The organism is Pelomonas sp. Root1237 (assembly GCF_001425055.1).
Taxonomy (GTDB): domain Bacteria; phylum Pseudomonadota; class Gammaproteobacteria; order Burkholderiales; family Burkholderiaceae_C; genus Pelomonas.
The window spans coordinates 419,214-442,207 of record NZ_LMDK01000017.1; the positions used below are offsets into that span (position 1 = coordinate 419,214).

21 protein-coding genes are annotated in these 22,994 nt (G+C 69.5%); 13 read left to right on the forward strand and 8 right to left on the reverse strand.

Translation table 11 applies throughout. From position 1 onward, the window contains the following. The first annotated feature begins 1 nt into the window (after position 1). The 7 genes from ASC91_RS19835 (at position 2) to ASC91_RS19865 (ending at position 8,968) form a co-directional block, all read left to right on the forward strand. Positions 2-1,249 carry a VWA domain-containing protein gene (locus ASC91_RS19835; RefSeq protein WP_235532037.1) on the forward strand — a complete coding sequence of 416 codons (1,248 nt, stop codon included), beginning with the start codon at positions 2-4 and terminating at the stop codon, positions 1,247-1,249. Positions 1,250-1,366: 117 nt separating this feature from the next. After that, complete coding sequence (locus ASC91_RS19840) at positions 1,367-1,681, forward strand: BON domain-containing protein (protein WP_056200713.1); 315 nt, start codon at positions 1,367-1,369, stop codon at positions 1,679-1,681. A gap of 89 nt (positions 1,682-1,770) precedes the next feature. Beyond that, the gene (locus ASC91_RS19845; protein WP_056200716.1) at positions 1,771-2,319 is read left to right on the forward strand and encodes a CoxG family protein; all 549 of its coding nucleotides are present in this window, start codon (positions 1,771-1,773) and stop codon (positions 2,317-2,319) included. Between the two features lie 219 nt (positions 2,320-2,538). Beyond that, positions 2,539-3,642 carry an acyltransferase gene (locus tag ASC91_RS19850; protein ID WP_056200724.1) on the forward strand — a complete coding sequence of 368 codons (1,104 nt, stop codon included), beginning with the start codon at positions 2,539-2,541 and terminating at the stop codon, positions 3,640-3,642. A 137-nt stretch (positions 3,643-3,779) separates the two neighbouring features. Beyond that, positions 3,780-5,771 (forward strand): ferritin-like domain-containing protein, encoded by a 1,992-nt coding sequence (locus tag ASC91_RS28955; protein ID WP_082532835.1) that lies wholly within the window; start codon positions 3,780-3,782, stop codon positions 5,769-5,771. After that, positions 5,752-8,568, forward strand: a complete 2,817-nt coding sequence (locus ASC91_RS19860) for an ATP-binding protein (RefSeq protein WP_157281857.1) — start codon at positions 5,752-5,754, stop codon at positions 8,566-8,568. Before ASC91_RS28955 ends, ASC91_RS19860 begins: the two co-directional genes overlap by 20 nt. Before the next feature lie 13 nt (positions 8,569-8,581). Further along, positions 8,582-8,968 (forward strand): DUF488 domain-containing protein, encoded by a 387-nt coding sequence (locus ASC91_RS19865; protein ID WP_056200733.1) that lies wholly within the window; start codon positions 8,582-8,584, stop codon positions 8,966-8,968. Positions 8,969-9,141: 173 nt separating this feature from the next. Here ASC91_RS19865 and ASC91_RS19870 read toward each other — a convergent pair whose 3' ends face one another. Together ASC91_RS19870 and ASC91_RS19875 are read right to left on the reverse strand one after the other, a co-directional pair. Further along, positions 9,142-9,837 carry a YafY family protein gene (locus ASC91_RS19870; RefSeq protein WP_056200736.1) on the reverse strand — a complete coding sequence of 232 codons (696 nt, stop codon included), beginning with the start codon at positions 9,835-9,837 and terminating at the stop codon, positions 9,142-9,144. Positions 9,838-10,067: 230 nt separating this feature from the next. After that, on the reverse strand, positions 10,068-10,463 hold the full coding sequence (locus ASC91_RS19875; protein WP_056200738.1) for a VOC family protein: 396 nt from the start codon (positions 10,461-10,463) through the stop codon (positions 10,068-10,070). A gap of 85 nt (positions 10,464-10,548) precedes the next feature. Between ASC91_RS19875 and ASC91_RS19880 the strand changes: the two genes are divergently transcribed. After that, positions 10,549-11,127: a TMEM165/GDT1 family protein gene (locus ASC91_RS19880; RefSeq protein ID WP_056200741.1), complete on the forward strand. Its 579-nt coding sequence runs from the start codon at positions 10,549-10,551 to the stop codon at positions 11,125-11,127. Positions 11,128-11,192: 65 nt separating this feature from the next. After that, positions 11,193-11,513 carry a DUF805 domain-containing protein gene (locus tag ASC91_RS19885; protein ID WP_056200742.1) on the forward strand — a complete coding sequence of 107 codons (321 nt, stop codon included), beginning with the start codon at positions 11,193-11,195 and terminating at the stop codon, positions 11,511-11,513. Here ASC91_RS19885 and ASC91_RS19890 read toward each other — a convergent pair. Next, the gene (locus tag ASC91_RS19890) at positions 11,502-12,395 is read right to left on the reverse strand and encodes a LysR family transcriptional regulator (protein ID WP_056200745.1); all 894 of its coding nucleotides are present in this window, start codon (positions 12,393-12,395) and stop codon (positions 11,502-11,504) included. The two genes, ASC91_RS19885 and ASC91_RS19890, sit on opposite strands and share 12 nt — an antisense overlap. A 105-nt stretch (positions 12,396-12,500) precedes the next feature. Between ASC91_RS19890 and ASC91_RS19895 the strand changes: the two genes are divergently transcribed. After that, positions 12,501-13,361 (forward strand): oxidoreductase, encoded by an 861-nt coding sequence (locus ASC91_RS19895; RefSeq protein WP_056200747.1) that lies wholly within the window; start codon positions 12,501-12,503, stop codon positions 13,359-13,361. Positions 13,362-13,420: 59 nt separating this feature from the next. Here ASC91_RS19895 and ASC91_RS19900 read toward each other — a convergent pair whose 3' ends face one another. Together ASC91_RS19900 and glpK are read right to left on the reverse strand one after the other, a co-directional pair. Continuing rightward, entirely contained in the window at positions 13,421-13,741 is a 321-nt protein-coding gene (locus ASC91_RS19900; protein ID WP_157281859.1) for a hypothetical protein, read from the reverse strand. 41 nt (positions 13,742-13,782) lie between these two features. Further along, positions 13,783-15,249 carry a glycerol kinase GlpK gene (gene glpK, locus ASC91_RS19905; protein WP_157281861.1) on the reverse strand — a complete coding sequence of 489 codons (1,467 nt, stop codon included), beginning with the start codon at positions 15,247-15,249 and terminating at the stop codon, positions 13,783-13,785. 22 nt (positions 15,250-15,271) lie between these two features. On the opposite strand from glpK, the gene glpD reads away from it, so the two are divergent. After that, a complete protein-coding gene (glpD, locus tag ASC91_RS19910) occupies positions 15,272-16,756 on the forward strand; it encodes a glycerol-3-phosphate dehydrogenase (protein WP_056200757.1) in 1,485 nt (494 codons plus the stop codon). On the opposite strand, the gene ASC91_RS19915 is transcribed toward glpD, so the two are convergent. Continuing rightward, positions 16,740-17,411, reverse strand: a complete 672-nt coding sequence (locus ASC91_RS19915) for a hypothetical protein (RefSeq protein ID WP_056200759.1) — start codon at positions 17,409-17,411, stop codon at positions 16,740-16,742. The genes glpD and ASC91_RS19915 overlap by 17 nt on opposite strands. Before the next feature lie 55 nt (positions 17,412-17,466). Here ASC91_RS19915 and ASC91_RS19920 point away from each other — a divergent pair, with 55 nt between their 5' ends. Beyond that, positions 17,467-18,435 (forward strand): DMT family transporter, encoded by a 969-nt coding sequence (locus tag ASC91_RS19920; protein WP_056201328.1) that lies wholly within the window; start codon positions 17,467-17,469, stop codon positions 18,433-18,435. 22 nt (positions 18,436-18,457) lie between these two features. On the opposite strand, the gene ASC91_RS19925 is transcribed toward ASC91_RS19920, so the two are convergent. Both ASC91_RS19925 and ASC91_RS19930 read right to left on the reverse strand, forming a co-directional pair. Continuing rightward, a complete protein-coding gene (locus ASC91_RS19925; protein WP_056200761.1) occupies positions 18,458-19,222 on the reverse strand; it encodes a metallophosphoesterase in 765 nt (254 codons plus the stop codon). Positions 19,223-19,276: 54 nt separating this feature from the next. Next, on the reverse strand, positions 19,277-20,038 hold the full coding sequence (locus ASC91_RS19930) for a YecA family protein (protein ID WP_056200764.1): 762 nt from the start codon (positions 20,036-20,038) through the stop codon (positions 19,277-19,279). 380 nt (positions 20,039-20,418) lie between these two features. On the opposite strand from ASC91_RS19930, the gene ASC91_RS19935 reads away from it, so the two are divergent. Then, positions 20,419-22,959, forward strand: a complete 2,541-nt coding sequence (locus ASC91_RS19935) for a TonB-dependent receptor (RefSeq protein ID WP_056200766.1) — start codon at positions 20,419-20,421, stop codon at positions 22,957-22,959. Positions 22,960-22,994: the final 35 nt, after the last annotated feature.

A 22,994-nucleotide genomic window follows, 5' to 3' on the forward strand; every position in this document is an offset into this window, starting at 1 on the left:
CGTGGACCCGCATGCCGAGCGCTGGGCCGCTCCTGAGCCGGCATGCATCCCCTCGGGGGATCGGCTGGTGTACCCGCCGGCCGAGGGGCACCACCTGGCGGAAAACCTTGTGCATTTCGGCCGCGTCTTGCGCACGGCCGGCTTGGCCCTAGGCACCGACCGGCTGCTGCTCGCCGCCCAGGCGCTGGAAGTCGGCGGCCTGGCCTCGCGTGCCGACTTCAAGGCGACGCTGGCCGCCTGCCTGGTCGACCGGCCCGAGCACCGGCCGCTGTTCGAGCAGGCCTTCCACGTCTTCTGGCGCGACCCCGACCTGCTCGGCCGCATCATGGCCCTGCTGCTGCCGCGGGCCCAGGGCCGCGCGGGCGCACCGCCACCACCCGAGAACCGGCGCCTGGCCGATGCGCTGTTTCCTGGCGCGCCTGCCGATTCGCCGCGCGCCGAGCAGGTCGAGATCGAGGCGCGTCTGGACGCCAGCAACCGCGAGCTGCTGCAGCGGCGCGATTTCGACACGATGACGGCCGCCGAATGGGCCGCCGCGCGCCAGGCCCTCGCCGCGTTGCAGCCGCGCCTGGCGCAACAGCTCACGCGCCGCCATGCGCCCGCGCCGCAAGGCCGCATCGCCTGGCGCGCCACGCTGCGCGCCGAGGCCCGGTGCGACTTCGCCCTGCCCACCCGTGAGCGCGCCCGCCGCCGCCCGACACCCCTGGTGCTGCTGGCCGACATCTCGGGCTCCATGGGCCGCTATTCGCGGGTGCTGCTGCATCTGGCCCAGGGCCTGTTGAATCCGGCCGGCGGCGCGGGCGAGGCCCCCGTCGTTGAAGCCTTCGTCTTCGGCACCCGGCTCACGCGCATCACGCGCCAGCTCAAAGCCCGCGACCCCGACGCGGCGCTGGCCGCCGTGTCCGCCGCCGTGCCGGACTGGGCCGGTGGCACCCGCATCAGCCAGAGCCTGCATGCCTTCAATCGCGACTGGGCGCGCCGCGTGCTGGGCGGCGGCTCGGCCACGGTGCTGCTCGTCACCGATGGCCTGGAACGCGACGCCGAGGACGGCGGCTCGCACCTGGCCTTCGAGGCCGAGCGGCTGCGCCTGTGCTGCCGCGAGCTGATCTGGCTGAACCCGCTGCTGCGCTTCAAGGCTTTCCAGCCGCGCGCCGCGGGCGTGAAGGCACTGCTGCCCCAGGTGACTCGCCATCTGCCGGTGCACGACCTCGACAGCATCGACCGCCTGCTCGACGCCCTGAAGCGATAGCCCACGTCCTACAGGCAGGCGGCGCAACGTCCGCCCTGCACGGGCAGTCCCACTGCTTAGATTTCGGTTTCGGCGGTGCGCATCCAGTGCTACCGCTTCCGATTGAAAGGAAGAGTCATGAAGATTTCGCAACTCGCTTCGCTGCTGGTCGCCGCTGCCCTGGTCACGCCGCTGGTCGGCCATGCCGATGACAAGCCGCCCGGCGCGGCCAAGGCCTGGGTCAAGGACTCGGTCGTGACGACCAAGATCAAGACGCAGCTCGCCACCAGCAAGATCTCGTCGCTGGCCATGGTTCACGTCGAGACCGACGCCAACGGCTATGTGCAGCTGACCGGCAAGGTCGCCACGCAGGCCGAGAAGGACCGCGCCGAAGCCATCGCCAAGGCAGTCGACGGCGTGAAGTCGGTCGACAACCAGCTGACCGTCAAGTAAACAGCGCCCCCGGCCTCCCGCGCTGCCCGTCAGGCCCTGTCTGGCGGGCAGCGCTTTTTGTTGGCCGGGCCGACGGTCAGAATCGGTGCATGAATCTGACCGGCCAGCAGCATCTGCCCGTGTCCCAGGCCCAGGCCTGGGCCGCGCTGAACGACACCGCGATGCTGCAGGCCGCCGTGCCCGGCTGTGAGGCCCTCACGTCGACCGGCGACAACGCCTTTGACCTGTTGATGGCCGTGTCCATCGGGCCCGTGAAGGCCAGGTTCAAGGGCAAGCTGCAACTGTCCGAGTTGACGCCGCCGCAGAGCTACCGCATCGGCTTCGAGGGCTCGGGCGGCGCGGCCGGCCATGGCAAGGGCCAAGCCTTCGTCCAGCTGCAGGCCGTGTCGCCCAGCGAAACGGTGCTGAGCTATGACGTGACGGCCAGCGTCGGTGGCAAGGTGGCGCAGATCGGCTCGCGTCTGGTCGATGCGGCGGCACAAAAGCTGGCCCAGGACTTCTTCATCCGCCTGCAGGCCGCGCTGGTTGAGCGCCATCCGCCAGCCGCCGCGCCGGCCCTCGCCGCAAGTGCCGCGCCGGCCGAGCGCCGCCACGCGCTGCAGCGCCTGCGCGCCTGGCTGCGCCGCTGGTTCGGGTGAGGCGGTTTGCAAAGAACAAGCACCTCTTCGTGACCAGCTGAAACACCATGGGGATTTCCCCAGCGCGCCACCGGTACAATTTCACATGTCCGAGACAACGGGCCTGCCTGCGCAGGCCCGTTCTTTTTGTGCAATGAATCCACAGCCCCCGCACCCACTTCGCTCGCCGCCCTCCCGGGGTGTGCGTCAGCGCGTGCCAGCGGCTGGGCCGCATTGATCATGTCCAGCCCCGCCGGCCGACTGCCCCATCTTGACGTCCTGAAGGCGCTCGCGGCACAGATCATCGTGCTGCACCACCTGGTCAGCTACGGGCCGATCGCCCGCGCCGCCCACGCCGCCCTGCCCCTGCTGGCCGGCGCCATGCATCAGTACGGGCGCATGTCGGTGCAGATCTTCCTGGTCGTCGGCGGCTATCTCAGCGCGCGCGGCCTGTCGCCGCGTGGACAGGCCCTGCAGGCCGCCGTGCCCGAGCTGCTGTGGCGGCGTTATCTGCGGCTGGTGCTGCCCTTCCTGGCGGCGCTGGCCCTGACACTGGGCATCTCCGGCCTCATCGCTTCGTCCTGGCCCGAGCTGGTGCCCGCCGACATCAGCGTCGGCCAGCTTCTCGCTCATGCGCTGCTGCTGCATGACGTGCTGGGCTACGAAGCGCTGACCGTGGGCGCCTGGTATGTGGCCATCGACCTGCAGCTGTTTGCCCTGCTCGTGGGCCTGCTGTGGCTGGCACGGCGCGGCTGGCGGCATCCAAGCCGTCTCGTCGGCGGCCCCGTCCTCGTCGCGGCCGCCGCGCTGGCCTCGGCCTGGGTGTTCAACCGCCAGCCGGAGCTCGACGCCTACGCGCCCTACTTCTTCGCGTCCTATGGCCTGGGCGCTCTCGTGCATTGGCTGGGCCTGTCGCGTCACCGCCGCGCCGGCCTGCTGCTGCTGGCAGTGGCCGTGAGCGCCGCGCTGATGGTGGAATGGCGCGACCGCCTCGCCCTGGCGCTGGCCACGGCGTTGTGGCTGTCCTGGGCGCAGGCCCGCCATGCCGAGGGCCGTCAGCTGCTGCCGGCCGCCTTGGCTTCGGCCTTCGCCAGCGCCGCAACGCCCTCCTACGCACTGTTCCTGCTGCATTTCCCGGTGCTGCTGCTGAGCAACGCCCTGCTCGCGCATCTGCCGGGCGCGACACCCGAAGCCGGCCTGGTGCTGCTCGTGGCCACCTGGCTGCTGGCCAACGGCCTGGCCGTGCCCTTCCACCGCTGGGTGGAGGCGCCGGCCGCCCGCTTCGATCCACTGGCATGGCTGCCGCGCCTGCAGTGGGCCCCTCGCCCAGCCTCGCGTCGCTGAACGCGCGCGGTCTGATCGGTCCCGCGAGGACGGGCGATGCTTGCGGACCGGGCGCTCGGCCCGTAGCCGCGAACAACCGCCGACATCCCGCAACTGCGTGCTAATGTCGCGCGCTGCTAGTCCCAGGCCGCGCTTCCATGACGATTCAAACCCCGGCCGCGGCCCCCAGCCGCGAGCAACTGCTGCACAGCCTTTACGAGGCCGCCGAGCTCGAGCACAACCTCATGTGCACCTATCTCTACGCGGCCTTCAGCCTCAAGCAGGGCGAGGCCGAGGGGCTGGGTGCCGTCGAGGCCGAGGCCGTCGAGCGCTGGCGGCGCGAGATCATCGCCGTCGCCGTCGAGGAAATGGGCCACCTGGTGGCGGTCTGGAACATCACGGCGGCGCTGGGCGGCGCGCCGCGCATCGGCCGCGGCAACTTCCCGCTCGACCCCGGCAATCTGCCAGCCCGCGTCGTCGTCAAGCTCGCGCCCTTCAATGACGCGACGCTGCAGCACTTCATCTTCCTGGAGCGCCCCGAGGGCAGCGCTGAAGAGGACGGCGAAGGCTTTGCCGCCGAGCGCCTGTTCACGCGCGGCTCGACGGCACCGCGCGTCACGCCGATGGCGCGCGACTACGACACCGTCGGCCATTTCTACGCCACGCTGAGTGCCGACCTGCGCGCCTTTATCGAGCTGCACGGCGAGGCCGTGGCCTTCTGCGGCAACCGCTGGCTGCAGCTCGGGCCCCAGGAGCTCAACCTCGGCGGCGCCCGCCATGTGCTGTGCTCCAAGACGGCGCTGGCGGCCTTCGACGCCATCGTGCAGCAGGGTGAGGGCGCCCCCAGCGACAGCGCGACCTCTCACTACCACCGCTTCGCCGCCATCCGTGAGGAGCTGGCCCAGCTGCGCGCCACCCACCCGGGCTTCGAGCCCGCCTGGCCGGCCGCCACCAACCCGGTGCTGCGCCGCCCGCCGCGGCCCGAGGGCCGGGTCTGGCTGGAGAACCCGGCCGCGGCGGCGACGGTGGACATCGCCAACGCCAGCTACGGCCTGATGCTGCGCCTGCTGGCCCAGAGCTATCTGCTGCCCGGGCCGTCGGCCGAGAAAAGCCTGATGGTGGATCTGGGCATCTGCCTGATGCGCGCCTTCACACCGTTGGCCGAGCATGCCGCGCGGCTGCCTGCCGGCCCGAGCAATCCGGGCTGCAACGCCGGCGTCAGCTTCACCGCCCTGCGCGACGCGGCAGCGTTGCCACCGGGGCCGGCCGCGCGGCGCTTCGTCGTCGAACGCCTGGGCCAGATCGCCGACGCAGCGGCCAGCCTGCACGCCGAGCTCGGGGCCGAACGCAGCGGCCGCGCGGCACGCCTGCTGCAGTCGCTGCGCGAACGCGCCGAGCGCGGGCTGGACCTGAATGCACCCGTCGCCGCGCCTGCACCCGCCGCAGCACCCGCCGCAGCACCTGCCGCGGCAGCACCGCCCCCGCCACCCACGGAGACCGTCGACGGCATCGAGATCGTGCAGGGCGACAAGCTCGAATTGCGCTTCGAGGCCCAGCGCTGCATCCATGCGCGCTTCTGCGTGACCGGCGCGCCCAAGGTCTTTCTCGCCAATGTGCAAGGCCCCTGGCTGCACCCTGACGCCATGCCCGTCGAGCGCCTCGTCGACATTGCCCATGCCTGCCCGTCGGGCGCCATCCAGTACCGCCGCAAGGACGGTGAAGACGACGAGGCGCCGCCGCCCGTCAACCTGCTGTCGGTGCGCGAGGCCGGCCCCTATGGCATACGCGGCGAGCTGGTGCTGCGCGGCCAGGCCATCGGCACGCGCGCCACGCTGTGCCGCTGCGGCGCGAGCAAGAACAAGCCCTTCTGCGACGGCAGCCATCACGACATCCACTTCGACGCGACTGGCGAGCCCGAGACCGGTCTGCTGGGCCTGCCCACCGACATGCCCGCCACGCGCGACGGCCGCATCGACATCGAGCCCGAGCCCAACGGCCCGCTACAGCTGCGCGGCCAAATCGAGGTGCTGAGCGGCACCGGCCGCATGGTCTGCCGCGTCGCGCAGGCGCGGCTGTGCCGCTGCGGCGGCAGCCAGACCAAACCTTTCTGCGACGGCACGCATGCCCGCAATGGCTTCAGTGCCGACTGACGCCAGCGACACCCGAAGCGCGCTGCAGCAGATGGCGGCGCGCACGCTGATCTGGATCGTCGGCGTCGTGGGTACCGTGGCCGCGCTGATCGGCGCCGGCGAGGCCGCTCTCGGCCTGCGCGCGCTGTGGGGCAGCCAGCGCCTCGTCGTCGGGCTGGCGTTGCTGGCAGTCAGCGGCGCAGGCTGGCTGCTGTGCCGCGCCGGCCGCGCGCGGCTGGCCACAACCCTGATCCTCGGCGGCACGCTGATCGCCCTCGTCGCCCACGCGGCCCATATCGGCCTGGGCGTGCACACCGTCATCCTCGCGGCCGGCGCCCTGGTCATCGCGCTGGGCGGCGGCGTGGCCGGCAATGCGGCGGCAGCCGTGCTGACCGTGCTCTACCTCGCCGCCATCGGCGTGCTGGCCGCGATGGAAGCCCAGGGCCTGCTGCTGGGACTGAGCGCGCCGCGCCAGCCGCAATTGATCGATCGCCTCGTCGCCCACTTCCTGATCGCCACCAGTGGCCTGGCCTCGGCCCTGCTGCTCAACCGCATCCTGGGCACGGCACTGACGCGCGCCATCGGCGAGGAGGCCCGCCTGGCTCGCCTCGTGCAGGCCGCCCACAACTGGGCCTGGGAAGCCGACGCCAAGTTCCGCGTCACCATGCTGTCCGATGAGTTCGAGGCCCTGTCCGGCCACAAGCGCGAAGACTTCCTGCGCATGGGCGAGCCCGGCGGCGCCATGCTCGTGCGCGACGCCGACTACCCCGGCCTGCTGGAGGACATCCGCGCCAAGCGCGCCTACCGCGACCGCATCAACGGCTTTCGCGCGCCCGACGGCCGGCTGCTGTGGACGCTGGGCTCGGGCGAGCCCGTCTTCGATGCGAACGGCAGCCACATTGGCTGGCGCGGCGTCAGCCACAACATCACCGGCGAGCGCCTGGCGCTGCAACAGCACCAGCGCACCGCCAACATGCTGGACCGCGTGCTGCGCGCCAGTCCCGACGCCATTTGCGTGGCCCACATGGAAGACGGCCGCATCCGCTTCGCCAACTCCGGCTTCTGTGCCCTGGTGGGCCTGTCGCGCGACGAGCTGATGGGCCACTCGGGCCGTGAGCTCGGCCTGTGGCCCGACAGCGGCGAGCCCAGGCGCCTGGCCGCCGAGCTGGCCGCGTCAGGCATCGTGCGCGACTTCCGCTCGGCCCTGCTGGTGCACGGCGAGTGGCGCGACGTGCTGGTGTCGGCCGCAACGCTGGACTGGGAGGGCGAGCCGGCCACCATGCTGATCGCCCGCGACATCACCGAGCGCGAGCGCGCGCGCATCGAGGCCGAGGCCATCCTCGACCACGCCAGCGTCGGCATCGCGCTGACGCGCGGCGAGCGCTTCGAGCGCGTCAATCGCCACTGGCAGGAGATCTTCGGCGGCACCGAGCCGCAGCTGGCCGATGGCCACGCCTGCCTGCCTTCGGCCCAGGAGGTCGCCAGCGCCGCACTGGCATTCGAGCGCGACTTCATCCGCCCCGATGGCCGGCGCATCACCGTGCAGTTCAACGCCCGCGGCCTGCCGGCGACGCTGGCCGGCCGCAGCGAAGGCCGCAACGACCAGGACTGCGACCACGCGACGCTGTGGGTGGCCGAGGACGTCACCGAACGCCGCCGCCAGGAGCGCGAGCTGCGGTCTGCCAAGCAGCAGGCCGAAGGCGCCAGCCACGCCAAGAGCGCCTTCCTCGCGACGATGAGCCACGAGATCCGCACGCCGCTCAACGGTGTGCTGGGCCTGGCGCGCCTGCTGCAGCAGGCCGGGCCCGACGAGCGCCGGCCGCAGTACCTGGCCCACCTCGTGGCGGCGGCCGAGTCGCTCAATGAGATCGTCTCCAACGTGCTGGACTTGTCCAAGATCGAGGCGGGTCATCTCGAGCTGGAGACCATCGAGTTCGACCTGCACGCGCTGGCCCAGGCCGGCTTCGAAGGCTGCGCGGCACTGGGCCGCGAGCGCGGCCTGGACATGCAGATCGAACTCGCACCAGGCCTGCCGCGCCTGGTCATCGGCGACCCGCTGCGGGTGCGCCAGATCATGGCCAACTTCCTCGTCAACGCGCTGAAGTTCACCGAGCGCGGCCACATCCGGCTGAAGCTGTCGTCGGCCGGCGAAGGCCGCGTGCGCATCGTCGTCGCGGACAGCGGCATCGGCGTGCCGCTGGAGTTGCAGAGTCGACTGTTCCGCCCCTTCGCCCAGGCCGACGACTCGACGACGCGGCGCTTTGGCGGCACCGGCCTGGGGCTTTCCATCTGCCGCGAGCTGGCCGCACGCATGCAGGGCCGCGTCGGCGTGCAGAGCGACGGCGCGAACGGCTCCAGTTTCTGGGCCGAGCTGGCCCTGCCTACGGCCCTGACCATCGACGACACCGCTGCGCGCAAGCGCATCCCGATGCCGCCGCGCTACCCGCTGGCCGGCCAGCGCCTGCTCGTCGCCGAGGACAACCCGGTCAACCGCCTCATCATCACGGCCCTGCTGCAGCGCCTGGGCGCCGAGGTCGTTGAGGCCGAGGACGGCGAGCAGGCCGTCTGCCTCGCGCGCGAGCAGGCCGGGCGACTGGACGGGGTGCTGATGGACCTGCACATGCCCAAGGTCGATGGCCTGAAGGCGACGCAGCTGCTGCGCGCCGACCCGATCACCGCCCAGCTGCCCATCCACGCCTTCACGGCCGCCGTGCTCGACCAGGAACGTCAGGCCGCGCTGGCCGCCGGCATGAACGGCTTCATCGCCAAGCCGGTGGCCGAAGAAGAAGTGATCCGCGTGTTGGGGCGCCAGCCCTGAAAGGACGACCGCCATGCCCATCCGCATCGTCAGGCTCGGCAGCCCGCGCGCCCAGGACGAGGGCACCCGCATCGGCACCGTGCGCCGCCCGCCGCGTGGCGTGCCCAAGGCCGAGTTCGCATCGCGTGATTTCTACGACGTCTGGTTCCCCAATCTCGCGCCCAGTCTTGAGACCATGAAGCTCGGCCAGGCGGCTGAGACAGACGCCGAGTGGAAGATCTTCAAGAAAAAGTACAGCGCCGAGATGGCCGAGCCCGAAGCCCAGCATGCGCTGAGCCTGCTGGCGACGCTGTCGGCGCAGACGAATTTCTCGGTGGGCTGCTATTGCGAGGATGAGGCGAGATGTCATCGCCCCCCGTTGCGCGCGCTGCTTGAGGACAAGGGCGCGCGCTGTACTTAACTCGCCGGCGGCATGCTGGTGTCGAATTGCGGGCCGAGCGCTGGGCCGCTCCCGAGCCGGCCCGCGTTAGGCGATGTGCTTGCGGCTCGATGCCGCAAGCATCGCCGTCCCCTCGGGGGACCGGTCAGGCACGCCCGCGTTCAGCGGCGCGAGACTGGACGAGGGGCTCCATTTCAAGCTCCGCCGTTGTCCTGCGCCTCGCGCTTGCGGTTCATGTCCGCCAGCGTCTTGCCCGCCTCGTCGCGGAAGGTCTCCTCCAGCACCTCCAGCGTCTCGACGCGATCGACGCGGAAACTGCGGAAGTCATTGCGCAGCTCGCACCAGGCAGCCAGCGTCCAGACCGGGCCCCAGAACAGGCAGGCCAGCGGGCGCACGATGCGCTCGCTTTTCACGCCGCCCAGGTCCAGATAGCCCACCTTCAGCTTGCGCCGGTCCTCGGTGGCCTCGCGCATGGCCGTCAGGTGGGCGCTGGTGGCCGGGTCCAGGGCCGGCAGCGGCGCATACAGCGCCAGGCTCTCGGCCGCGGCGCGAGCGTCCAGCGGCAGCACGGCGAGGATCTTGGACAGCGCGTTCTCGGCCTGGCGGGCCAACGCCGCATCCAGCCGCGATTCGGCCATGCGCACCGTCGCGACCAGGGCCTGGGCCTCCTGCTTGCTGAACATCAGCGGCGGCAGGTCAAAGCCTGCCCGCATGCGGTAACCGACGCCCGCCTCGCCCTCGATGGGCACGCCCTGCTGGCCCAGCGCGGCGATGTCGCGGTAGACGGTGCGCATCGACACCTCGAGGCGACTCGCGAGGTAGTCGGCCGTCGTGAGGCGGCGTCCGCGGATGAGCTGGACGATCTGGAAGAGGCGGTCTGCGCGGCGCATAACCGGTCATTGTGCGGGACCGGGCATGCCCCTTGCAGAAGACACGTGTCACCGACAACGAGGTCGAGCTTCATCATGGCCATCTACGCCTCCTTCCAGGCCCGCGGTACCCGCGGCGCCGAACTGGCCACGCTGGGCGCCATCAGCGCCCCACTGGCTTCCCTGGCTCAAGACCAGCTATTCACGGCGCGCGCCGTGCCGGGGCGAAACCGCCCCGTGAAAGGGAAATCTCAGCCCATGGCCGTGCAGAGTTCCACCAGCGTGCCGTCCGGGCAGCGCACATAGGCCACCGTCTGGCCCCAGGGCTTGGTGACCGGTGCGGCCAGCGCGCGGGCGCCGGCGGCGACGGCCTGGTCATAGGCAGCCTGCACGTCGGTCACCGTGAAGCCGATCTCCATGCCCAGCGGCTGCGGGCTCGCGTCGGCGGCGACGTAGTCGTGCTGCACGCTGTCACGGGCGGTTGCGTGGTCGACAAAGGCCAGCGTCGTGCCGCTGGCGCCGGTGTCAACCTCGCCATAGGCGCCGCTCTCGTGCAGGAAGCGCTTCTTGAGGCCGAAAGCCTGGTCGAAGAAGGCCAGGGACGCGGCCACGTCGGACACGTAGACGAGGGTGTAGGCGAAGTTCACATGGGTCTCCTGAAATGCAATGCCCGCATGCTGCGCCGGGTTGGCTGTCAGCGCGTGTCAGGAGCGGCTGAGAAAATCCGCCGCAATGCAAGCCTTCCTCATCGCCACCGGCCTGGTGGCCCTCGCCGAGATTGGCGACAAGACCCAGCTGCTCGCCTTCATGCTTGCGGCCCGCTTCAGGCGGCCGGTGCCCATCGTGCTGGGCATCTTCGTTGCGACCGTCTTCAACCACGCCGCTGCGGGCGCGTTAGGCAGCTGGCTGACAAGCCTGATCAGCCCGATGGCGCTGCGCTGGATCCTCGGCCTGTCCTTCCTGGCGATGGCGGGCTGGATGCTGATCCCCGACAAGCTCGACGAGGACGACACGCCCAAGCCCGGCCATGGCGTCTTCTTGACGACGGTCATCGCCTTCTTCCTGGCCGAGATGGGCGACAAGACACAGATCGCCACCGTGGCGCTGGCGGCGCGCTTCCCGGCCGACTTCATCGGTGTCGTCGCCGGCACGACGGCCGGCATGATGATCGCCAACGTGCCGGCGGTGCTGGTGGGGGATAAGTTGGCGCAGAAGCTGCCGGTCAAGCTGGTGCACACGGTGGCCGCCGTCATCTTTGCGAGCCTGGGCATCGCAACGCTGGCCGGCCTGGGCGAAAGCCTGGGTTTTTGAGGGGTGGTGAAGCCCGGCTGGTGCCCTAGCATGCCGGCGACTCAACACCACCTCGGGGAGAGGCCATGACCTTCCAGGAATCCGTCCAGACCTGCTTCAGCAAATACGTCGACTTCTCGGGCCGCGCCAGCCGCTCGGAGTACTGGTGGTTCGCACTGTTCGTCTTCGGCGCGAGCTTCGTGCTGGGCATGTTCAGCCAATGGCTCAACATCATCTTCCTGCTGGGCACGCTGCTGCCTCAGCTGGCCGCGGCGACGCGCCGCCTGCACGACACCGGCCGCAGCGGCTGGTGGCAGCTGATCGGCTTGATCCCCCTCATCGGTTTCATCGTGCTGATCGTCTTCCTGGCGCAGGAAAGCGGTGAGGCGGCCGAATCAACCGCCTGAGCGGGCGGCGTCGATGAAGGCGCGCAGCTTGGGCGCCAACGCTGCGCGCCGCGGAAAGTAGAGGAAGAGGCCGGGCTCCTCGAAGGCCGACTCGGGCAGCAGTTGCTGCAGACGGCCGCTGCGCAGTTCCGCGTGCACCAGCGGCTCGAAGATGTAGGCGATGCCGACGCCGGCCAGGGCCAGGTCGCGCGCGAAGCTGGCGTCCGTGATGACGGCACTGCCCGTCGTGCGCACGGCCACCGTCTCACCGGCCTCGCGCAGCTCCCAGTCGTAGAGGCTGCCGGCGGCCAGCAGGCGAAAGCCAATGCAGTTGTGCGCCGCCAGCTCGGCCACGCGGGCCGGCGCGCCGCGCCGGGCGAGATAGTCCGGCGAGGCGACGAGGATGGCCTTGAACGGCGGCGTCAGGCGCACGCTGACCATGTCCTGCTGCACCTGCTCGCCCAGCCGGATGCCGGCGTCGAAGCCGCCGGCGACGACATCCACGAGGGCATCGTTGTCGTGCACCTCCACCGTCAGCTTGGGGTGGGCCACCGCCAGCTTCGCGAGCAGCGGCGGCAGCACCATTTGCGAAGCCACGCGCGAGGAATTCAGCTTCAGCACGCCGCCAACCTCGCCGCGGGCGGCGCCCAGATGTTCGACGGCCGCGCCGATGTCCTCCAACGCCGGCCCCACGCTGGCGAGAAACCGCACGCCCGCCTCGGTCAACGCCACGCTGCGCGTCGTGCGCGCGAACAGCGGCTCGCCGAGGGCGTCCTCCACCACACGCACCGCATGGCTGACGGCCGAGGCGCTCATCCCCAGTGCCTGGGCAGCCGCCGCAAAGCCGCGCTTGTCGGCCACGGCAACGACGATGGGCAGATGGGCCAGCAGTTCGCGGTTCATTCATGAACCATATCGCATGACCCATGCGATTCAAGCACCTTTATCCGATTACATCGTTTCCAGACACTGGACCCCGTCGCAACCCACCACCCCACGGAGCCCATCATGACCGCAACCACCCACACCCGCCCCACCTGGTTCATCACCGGCGCCTCGTCCGGCTTTGGCCTGTCCTTCGCGAAGTACGCCCTGGCCCAGGGCTACAACGTCGTCGCCACGGCCCGCCAGCCGGCCCGCCTGGCCGCCCTGGCCGACAGCGCACCCGACCGCGTCCTCGTGCTGCCGCTGGACGTGACCGCTGCTGGCGACGCCGAGCGCGCCACGGCTGCCGCCCTGGCGCACTTCGGCCGCATCGACGTGCTGATCAACAACGCCGGCTACGGCATCGTCGGCGCCGTCGAGGAGACGCCTGACGCCGAGCTGCGCGCGCAGATGGAAACCAACTTCTTCGGCGCTGTCGCCGTCACTCGCGCCATGCTGCCGGCCATGCGCGAGCAGCGCCGCGGCGCCATCGTCAACCTGTCCAGCATGGGCGGCCAGATGTCCTTTGGCGGCTTCGGCGCCTACTCGGCCTCCAAGTTCGCGCTGGAGGGCCTGTCCGAGGCCCTGGCCCAGGAAGTCGCGCCCTTCGGCATCAAGGTGCTGATCGTCGAACCCGGCGCCTTCCGCACCGGCTTTGCGGGCGCCGACGTGCTGCGCCAGATGCCCGTGCTGGCGGCCTACGACGAGATCGTCGGCGGCACGCGCAGCTTTGCCAAGGGCATGGATGGGACGCAAGCCGGCGACCCGGACAAGGCGGCGGCGGCGATTGATGCGGCGCTGCGCGCGGAGGTCACGCCGTTGCGGCTGCAGTTGGGGGCGGATGCGATTGACGCGGTGCGCGGGCACAGCGAGCAGTTGCTGAAGGATCTGGCGGCGTGGGAGGGTGTTGGGCGGGCGACGGCGGTGGATTCGAAAGGTCAGTGAATTCAGCTACCTAGCACTGCAACGCACCAGCGAGCCGGTGCAGCAACCGCTGGCTGCCGCTAACTGGTTCTTGTGCTGGACAAGGCAGCAGCAATCAACGTAACCAAGTCCGCGAAGACCTGCCAAAAGCGATCGTCTTCGCTCCAGTCGATATGCGTCTCCTGCTCCAGCGCAAAAACCATGGGATGCCTTCGATTGCCGGCCATTTCAAGGAGGAGGCTGACAAGGGCGGCGACTTCCTCTTTTTCTACCAAGTTCGCCAGGCGCTCGGCCGAGTCTCGCGCCCATGTTTGAAACGGGCCCTGCCAAGGAAATTCGTCCGCTATGTAATAGCAGCCGAACTCGAACAGCAAAGCATCCTGTGGTGTTTTTCTAAGCATGAGGCGCTGGACGTTTGGAGTCTAAGAGGTGGGCCTTTTCTTCAATCCGCCAACACCTGCCTTACTGCCTTGTTCCACTCCGCCAGCCGCCCACCCGCCTCGTCCCGCGACATGCGCGGCTCGAAAGCTCGGTCCAGTTGCCAGATGGCACCAATCTGTTCGGTGGACTCGTAAAGGCCGGTCCCCAGCCCGGCCAACAGCGCTGCACCCAGCGCCGTCGTCTCGATGACCTTGGGGCGCAGCACAGGGATGCCCAGCAGATCGGCCTGGAACTGCATCAACAAGTCATTGGCGCTCGCACCGCCGTCCACGCGCAACTCGGTCAGCCGCTCGCTGGCGCCGACATCCGCATTCATCGCGGTCAACACGGCCGCGCTCTGGAAGGCGATGCTCTCCAGCGCTGCACGGGCGATGTGGGCCTGCGTCGTGCCGCGCGTCAAGCCCAGCAGCGCGCCACGCGCATCGGGCCGCCAGTAGGGCGCGCCCAGGCCCGCGAAAGCCGGCACGAACATGACGCCGCCGGCGTCCGGCACGCTGCTGGCCAGCGCCTGCACCTCGCCGCTGCCGCCAATGGCCTTCAGGCCGTCGCGCAGCCATTGCACGACGGCGCCGCCGACGAAGACGCTGCCCTCCAATGCGTATTGCGCGGTGGCGTCCACCTGAGCGGCGCGCGTCGTGATGAGGCCTTGCGTGGAAGTGCGCGCCTGGGTGCCGGTGTGCATCAGCAGGAAGCAGCCGGTGCCATAGGTGTTCTTGGCCTGGCCGGGCTGCAGCGCCGTCTGGCCGAACAGCGCGGCCTGCTGATCACCCGCGATGCCGGCAATGGGGACGCCAAACTCGGCCGCCTGGCCGAACACGCCGGCCGAGGGCCGCACCTCGGGCAGCAGGCTGCGCGGAATGTCGAAGGCCGCCAACAGCTCGTCGCTCCAGTCACCGCGGTGGATGTCGTAGATCAGCGTGCGCGAGGCATTGCTGGCGTCCGTCGCGTGCACCTTGCCGTCGGTCAACTTCCAAAGCAGCCAGCTGTCGATGGTGCCAAAGGCCAGCTCGCCGCGGGCCGCGCGCTCGCGGGCGCCGGGCACGTGGTCCAGCAGCCAGCGCAGCTTGGTGGCCGAGAAATACGGGTCGAGCACCAGGCCGGTCAGCTCGCGCACGCGCGGCTCCAGGCCCTGGGACTTCAACTGTTCGCAGAATGCCGCCGTGCGGCGGTCCTGCCAGACCAGGGCCTTGTGCAGGGGCTTGCCAGTCTTGCGGTCCCACAGCACAACCGTCTCGCGCTGGTTGGTGATGCCGATGGCCGCCACCTTCACGCCGGCCTTGGCCACGGCCTCGCGGGCGCATTCGACCTGATGGGTCCAGATCTCCTCCGCGTCATGCTCCACCCAGCCCGGCTGGGGGAAATGCTGGGGCAGCTCGCGCTGGGCCGAGGCGAGCAAGCGGCCGTCGCGGCCAAAAACTAGAGCGCGCGAACTAGAGGTTCCCTGGTCCAACGCAAGCAAGGCGTCCATCACCATCCCTTAGAGTGAGTGCATGGTGGACGATTTTGACGTGGTGGTGGTGGGAGGCGGCATCAACGGCACGGGACTGGCCCGCGACCTGGCCGGGCGCGGCTGGCGGGTGCTGCTGGCCGAGCGCGATGACCTGGCCTCGCACACGTCTTCGGCGTCCACCAAGCTCGTGCACGGCGGGCTGCGCTATCTGGAGACCTATGAGTTCTCGCTGGTGCGCAAGGCGTTGCAGGAGCGCGAGGTGCTGCTCAGGAGCGCGCCTCATCTGATCCAGCCGTTGCGCTTCGTGCTGCCGCATGCGCCGCATCTGCGCCCGGCCTGGATGATCCGCATCGGCCTCTTCCTCTACGACCACCTGGCCCGCCGCGAGCTGCTGCCGGGCTCGCACGGCCTGCGGCTGGCGGGCAGCGTCTATGGCGCGCCGCTCAAGCCGGAATTCACGCGCGGCTTTGTCTATTCCGACGGCTGGGTGGACGACGCCCGTCTCGTCGTGCTGAACGCCCAGGACGCGCAAGCCCGCGGCGCCGAAGTGCTGACGCGCTGCGCCGTGACCCGGGCCGTGCGCGGCGCAGACGGCTGGCAGGTCACGCTGCAAAACGGCCGCCAGTTCCGATCACGTGCCCTGGTCAATGCAGCCGGCCCCTGGGCCGAGCGCTTCCTGCGCGACCACACCCAGGGCGCCAGCGGCCAGCCGCTGCCGGCGCGCGGCCTGCGCCTCGTCAAGGGCAGCCACATCGTCGTCGACCAGCGCTTCACCCACGACCACGCCTACATCTTCCAGAACGCCGACGGCCGCATCATCTTCGCCATCCCCTACCAGGATCGCTTCACGCTGATCGGCACCACCGACGTCGAGCTGCCCGAGCATGAGGACCCGCCGTCGCGCGCCACCATCGCCGAAGACGAGATCGCCTATCTCTGCGAGCAGGCCAGCCGCTATCTGGCCCAGCCGGTGAAGCCCGCCGATGTGCTGTGGACCTATGCCGGGGTGCGCCCGCTGCTGGACGAAGGCGGCTCGGCTTCGGCCGTCACGCGCGACTATCTGCTGGAGGCCAATGCGGACGGTGGCGCGCCGCTGCTCAATGTCTGGGGCGGCAAGCTGACGACCTATCGCAAGCTGGCCGAGGACGGCGCGGCACAGATCGGCGAATTGCTCGGCGATGCGCGCAAGGCCTGGACCGCCGGCACCACGCTGCCCGGTGGCGACCTCGGCGCACATGGCGTGAACATCGACGCCTTTGCCGCCGAGCTGCAGGCGGCCTACCCAGCTCGACCCGGCGTGCGCCGCATCGCCCGCGCCTACGGCAGTAAAGCTCGCGAGCTGCTGGCCGCCCCGACGGGCACCGAGATCGCGCCGGGCCTGTTCGAGTCCGAGCTGCACCATCTGGTGGAGAGCGAATGGGCCACCAGCGCCGAAGACGTGCTGTGGCGGCGCAGCAAGCTCGGCCTTCACTACACCGCCGAACAGCGCGAGGCCGTGGCGGCCTGGTTCAAAACGCGAACTTGAAGCCGACAGTCTTCAGCCGGGCGCGAGCGCCTGCGAACTGCCGGCCATAGGACGCGTCGACGAAGACGCGATCGGGCAGCAGGGCCACGCGCAACGCCGCATTGGCCCAGGGCCGGCCACGGTCATCACCAAAGACCTCGGCCATGGGCTGCCAGCGCCCGCCTTCGCCGAAGCCGCCATGCTCGACGGCCAGGGCCCAGGTGGTGCTGCGGCGGCCCACCATCTCGTCGCGCTGATGGCCCAGGTTGGCATGCAGGGACAGCTCGCGCGTCAGCGGCACGCTACCAACCAAAATCAGCCCCGCGCTGCTGCGCCGCCACACCGTCTCGACGTGGCGATGCGAGAGGCTCCACGCCAGCGTGAGCTGGGCGTCGCCATCGGCCCAGGCGGCGCTGGCGAGCAGGGTCTTGCCGTTCAGCGCCAGCTCGCGCGGCCGGATGACGTTGAGGGCGACCTCGGTACCCCAGCCGATGCCGCAGCCGAGTTGCAGGCTGGTCTGGCGCTGGCCGTCTTCGCCCAAACGCCAGTCACCATGTGCACCTTCGATCTCGCAGGCCTGCGGGTCCATGACGGCGGCGTCTTCGGCCTGCAGCGGCCGACCGGCCTGGGCCGTGCAGGCGACCAGGGCGAGGCTGAGGACGAAGGCGGGGCGCATGGGGGAAAGAGCCTAGCGCCCCGGTGTGACGAAGGCATGGGTGATGATGCCGGCCATGCTGTTTGGTTTGTTGTTCGCCCTCGCTGCCGGGCTGATGTGGGGGCTGGTGTTCGTCGCGCCCGTGATGTTGCCGGGCTATGCGCCCGCCTTGCTGACGGTGGGCCGTTACCTGGCCTTCGGCCTGATCGCCGTGCCGCTGGCCCTGGCCCTGGACCGGCGCGCGCTGCGCGAGTTGCGGCCGGGTGACTGGTGGGAGGCGGCCAAGCTCAGCCTGATCGGCAACTTCCTGTACTACCTCTGCCTGTCGGCCGCCATCCAGCGCGCCGGCGCGCCGCTGCCAACCATGATCATCGGCACGCTGCCGGTCGTCATCGCCATCTGCGCCAACCATCGCAACCGTGTGCGTGACGGCCATCTGCCGTGGGCGAAGCTGGCGCCGTCGCTGCTGCTGATCGCCGCGGGCCTGGCCTGCGTCAATCGCGACGAGCTGGCGGTGCTGCAAGCCGAGGCCGGCGACCCGCGCCGCTATGCCGAGGGCGCGCTGCTGGCCATCGCCGCGGTGGCCTGCTGGACCTGGTATCCGATCCGCAATGCCGACTGGCTGCGCGCGCACAGTGATCGCAGCCCCAGGGCTTGGGCGACGGCGCAAGGCCTCGTCACCTTGCCGATGGCGCTGGTGGGCCTGCTGCTGCTGGCGCTCGCGTACCTGATGGCGCCGGGCAAGCTGATTCCCGCGGACTACGCTTTTCCGCTCGGCGACAGGCCGCTCGCGTACGTGGGTCTGATGGCGGCCATCGGCCTGTGCTCATCCTGGTTGGGCACGCTGTGCTGGAACGAGGCCAGCCAGCGGCTGCCGACCTCGCTGTCGGGCCAGCTCATCGTCTTCGAGACCTTGGCCGCGCTGGCCTACGCGTTTGCGTGGAAGCAGCGCATGCCGCCGCCAGCGACCCTGGCCGGCGTGGCCTTGCTGATCGCCGGCGTCGTCTGGGCTCTGCGCATCAAGCCGGTGAAGCACGCGGCCTGATCGGGCCGCCACGGCGCAAGTCTCAGGCCGCGAAGACCTCGAACACGCGCTGGCCATCGAAGCCATCGGCCTCGCCGCGCTTCATGTGGCCGCGGGCGTTGCTGACGACGCGCGTGTCGCCGATGCGGTAATCGTGGCGGCAGTGAAGGTGACCATGCACCCAGAGCTGCGCGCCAGGCAGCAACTCCTCATCGTTGTTGCAGAAGCTGGCCGTGCCGGGCTGGCGGCCATAGCGCGGGTCGGCGCTCTTCAGGCTGGGTGCGAAGTGGGTGATGGCCACCGTGGCGTCCCAGTCACCCGTGCGCGCGAGTTCGCCGGCCAGCCAGGCGCGACTCTCCAGCGCCAGTTCGCGCACCGCCTCGACGCCGAAGACCTCGCCATGGCGCGTGGCCTGCATGACGTTCTGGAAGTAGCCACCGGCGCGCATCGCACGATCACGGCCGCCAGGGCCGAAGGCGTCGAAGTCGCACCAGCGCGTGCAGCCAATAAAGCGCACGCGCCGGCCCTGGGCGTCGGTCATGACGATGGATTCGTCGTCCAGCATCTGCAGGCCGACGGCCTTGACGTGAGCGCGCAGGGCCTCACGCGCCTCGTCCACGTCACGGCGGTCGTACTCGTGGTTGCCGGGCACGAACAGCACCGGCACCGGCCAGCCGCGGAACAGCTCGAAGCTGCGCCACGTGGTGTCGATGTCGCCGGCGAGGATCAGCAGCTCGGCGCCCGGCGCGGGGATGGGCTGGTAGGACTCCGTTTCGAGGTGGAGATCCGAGAGGAGCTGCAGTTTCAAGTCAGTTGAGGACAGAGCTTGGCGCAAGCGCCTGCGGTCTGTCCCGCAAAGGCATCAGTTGCTGCCATGACAGACCTTGTATTTCCTACCGGAACCGCAAGGGCAAGGATCGTTTCTGCCAACCTTGGGCGTGTCGCGCTTGATGGTGTCGACACGGTAGCGTTCGGCCTCGGTCAGGTCGGCGAGGTCGGCCACCGTGACAACCAGTTCCTCGATCGCATCGTCCAGATCCTTCAGCGGATGCTCGCGGTTGAGTGTTGCGACGACCTCCTTCTCCTCGGCCGTCTCGGCCGGCAGATGGCGGTACAGACGCGCGAGCGCGGCGGACACCGCGTCGTCGGGCATGTCGGCCAACTCGGGGAAGCACAGCGCCGCATGCTGGAAGCCGGCGACCCAGGGCATCAGCGCGCGCGACAAAGGGCCGAGGGCGTCGTAGCTGGCGCGGGCGGAGCGCTCTTCCTCGCTGGCGTCTTCCGGCAGCGGGTCGGGTTCCTGTTCCTCATCGACCTCCAGGATGACGGGATCGAACCAGCCATCTTCAGCCAGGCCGCGGTTCAGGGCGGCATGGCGACGCTCGACGAGCTGGGTCAGCTTGTCCAGCCAGCCGGCGTCTACCGTCTCGGGCAGCAGGCCGCCGTCGTAGTCAAAGATATTGGGCAGCCACTCGTCGGCCTCGATGAGGCGGGGCTGCACGATGACGCCACACAGATAGCCATCGAGCATGGAGGCGTCCAGCGGCTGCAGCGGCTCGGGCGTGGCGGCGAGGAGTTCGTCGAGTTCGGCGAACTCGGCGTCGGTGAGGTCTTGGGTGCTCATGGGCGCGGATTGTCGGGGTTTGCCCCCTTCGGGCAAGCCGCCACGCCGAAAACGTTCAACTCCCTAGAACCGAAATACATGTCATCGATGTCAACGATCAGCCACATTGGTAAAAACCCAAATGACATCGATATCATTTGCCATCAAAGTCCGGTCCATCGAAAGTGGCGACGGCCGCGCTGGCTTTCGGGATCGGAATCGCTGAATAAGTCACCGCGATGCGGCGCGCCCTGGTTTGGTATGGGCTGCAAGGCGCAAAGCGCAGTCATAGCTTGGCTATGGCGAGCATTTGCAACGCCGCAGACCGCCCAAAGCAGGGATGCGCCGCACGCGAGGGACTTGTTCAGCGATTCCACAACAACAACCATCGGAGACCACCCATGCTGAGCCCCCATGCCGCGCCGCGCGCCGGCGTCCGCCTCGTTCGCACCGCCTTCCGTCCCCAGCTGATCGCGCTGGCTGCTGCCGCCCTGTGTGGCGCCGCGTTCGCGCAAGACGCCGCCAAGCCTGCGGAAAAACCTGCCGCACAGTCCCCCGAATTGAAGGAACTCGACGCCGTCGTCGTCACCGGCACGGCGCGCCGCGAGGGCGTGCGCAAGCTCGAAGCCGGCTTCTCGATCACGACCGCCACCGAAGAGCAGATCAAGCAGGCCGCGCCCACCAGCACGGCCGACATCCTGAAGACTGTGCCAGGCGTCTTCGTCGAAACCTCGGGCGGCCAGGCCGGCGCCAACATCCGCGTGCGCGGCTTCCCGACACCCGGCGACGGCCCCTACTCGACCTTCCAGCTCAACGGCGCGCCGCTCTACCACCTGCCCACGCTGAGCTTCTTCGAGCACTCGCAGCTGTTCCGCCTGGACGACACCATCGACCGCATGGAAGTGCTGCGCGGCGGCCCCAGCCCCATCTTCGGCAGCGGCCAGCCCGGCGTGACGGTCAACTTCATCCAGAAGGACGGCCGCAACCCCGAGGCCAGCCTGCGCGTGACGACCGGCACCGGCAGCTTGAAGCGCGTCGACGGCGTCTATGCCGGCAAGCTGAGCGACCAATGGAATGTCATGGTCGGCGGCTTCTGGCGCCAGAGCCAGGGGGTGCGCGACACGCAGTTCCCGGCCGACGAAGGGGGGCAGGCCAGCGTCGTGCTGAGCCGCAAGCTCGAAGGCGGCAGCCTGCAGCTCTATGCCCGCGCGCTGCGCGACCGCAACGCCTTCTTCACGGCCATTCCGGTCGTCGGCAGCACCGACGGCAAGAGCGCATCAAGCTACCCCGGCTTCGACGCGCTGAAGGACTACTTCTACGGCAACGAGCTGCGCAACATCGTGCTGGAAACCGGCCGCGCGACGGGCCGCACCCTGCCCAACGGCAAGCCCGAGATCCAGCGCAGCACCGTCACCAAGGACCTGGCCGACGGCCGCGGCGCCGACGTGCAGACCTATGGTGCCAACCTCGACACCAAGCTTGGCGACTGGACGCTGACCAACAAGCTCAGCCACACCACCGGCGACACGCCAACCTATGCGTTGTTCTCCGGCGCGAATCCGCAGACGCTGTCGAGCTACATCACGTCCCAGGTCACCGCAGCCAATGGCGATGCGGCCGTCGTCGCAGCGGCCGGCCGCGCGGCGACGACCGGCACCGCCACCTTCACCAACGGCGGCGGCACGGTCGCCGGCAGCACGCCCGTCATCGTCAACGGCATGTGGGCCGTCGACAAGGCGCTGCGCTCGACCAGCAACGAGACCCGCCTGTCGCGCGAGATCGCACCAGGCAACAACCTGACCGTCGGCCTGTATCTGGCCGGCTACAGCTCTCACGACGTGTGGACGCTGGGCCAGGCCCAGCTGATGACGGTGCAGTCGCACGCCCGCCTCGTCGACGTGGCCCTGGACAACGGCGTCAAGGCCTCGCGCAACGGCTACGTGACGCCGCCGTTCTCCTTCAACCTGGACGCGAACTACAGCGGCAACACCCACGCCTTCTTCGTCGCCGACGAGTGGCAGCTGAGCAAGGAACTGCGCATCGACCTCGGCGCGCGCCGCGAGACCCAGCGCATCACCGGCACGATTGCCAACGTCAGCAGCGGCGACCTCGATGCCGACCCGACGACGATCTACAACAACAACCTCTCATACTTCAACGGCACCAACACGCTGATCGACAGCAAGCTCAGCCGTTCGTCGTTCACCGGCGGTGCCAACTACGCCTTCAGCCGCGAGTTCAGCGCCTTCGTGCGCGTCAACAAGGGCCACCGCCTGCCCGACTTCGACGTGCTGCGCGGCCGCGGCGCCAACGAGACCAAGGATTCGGTCGAGGACATCACCCAGTACGAGATCGGCTTGAAGACTGCCACCAAGCTCTACAGCGCCTTCCTGACGGCCTACGCGAACAAGCTGACCAACTCGCAGACCCAGCAGTTCACCAACGCCGGCAACGTCGTGCTGCGCCCCAACAGCAAGGCCACGGGCGTCGAGTTCGAGCTGGCCCTGCGGCCTGGCTATGGTTTCGAGATCGCCGCGACCGGCAATTTCCAGGACGCCAAGTACAAGGACTTCCAGCAGTTCACCGGCAATCGCGTCGAGCGCGCGCCCAAGTTCCAGGCTCGCCTGACGCCGAGCTGGCAGACGCAGACCGGCTTCGGCCAGCTGCGCACGTTTGCCACCTTCAGCCACGTCGGCGAGCGCTTTGCGGACCAGACCAACACGCTCAAGCTGCCGGCCTACCGGACCATCGACGCGGGCGCCGTGTTCTCGATGGACAACGGCCTGGAGGTGCGCCTGACCGGCACCAACCTGACCAACAAGGTCGGCCTGACGGAAGGCAACTTCCGCGTGCCGGGCCAGGGCGCGGGCCAGGATGGGGTGTTCCTGGCGCGGCCGCTGTTCGGCCGGGCCTACGAGCTGAGCGTCGGCTTCCAGTTCTGACGACGCGCCAAGATGGCGACGCCTGAACTCAAAGC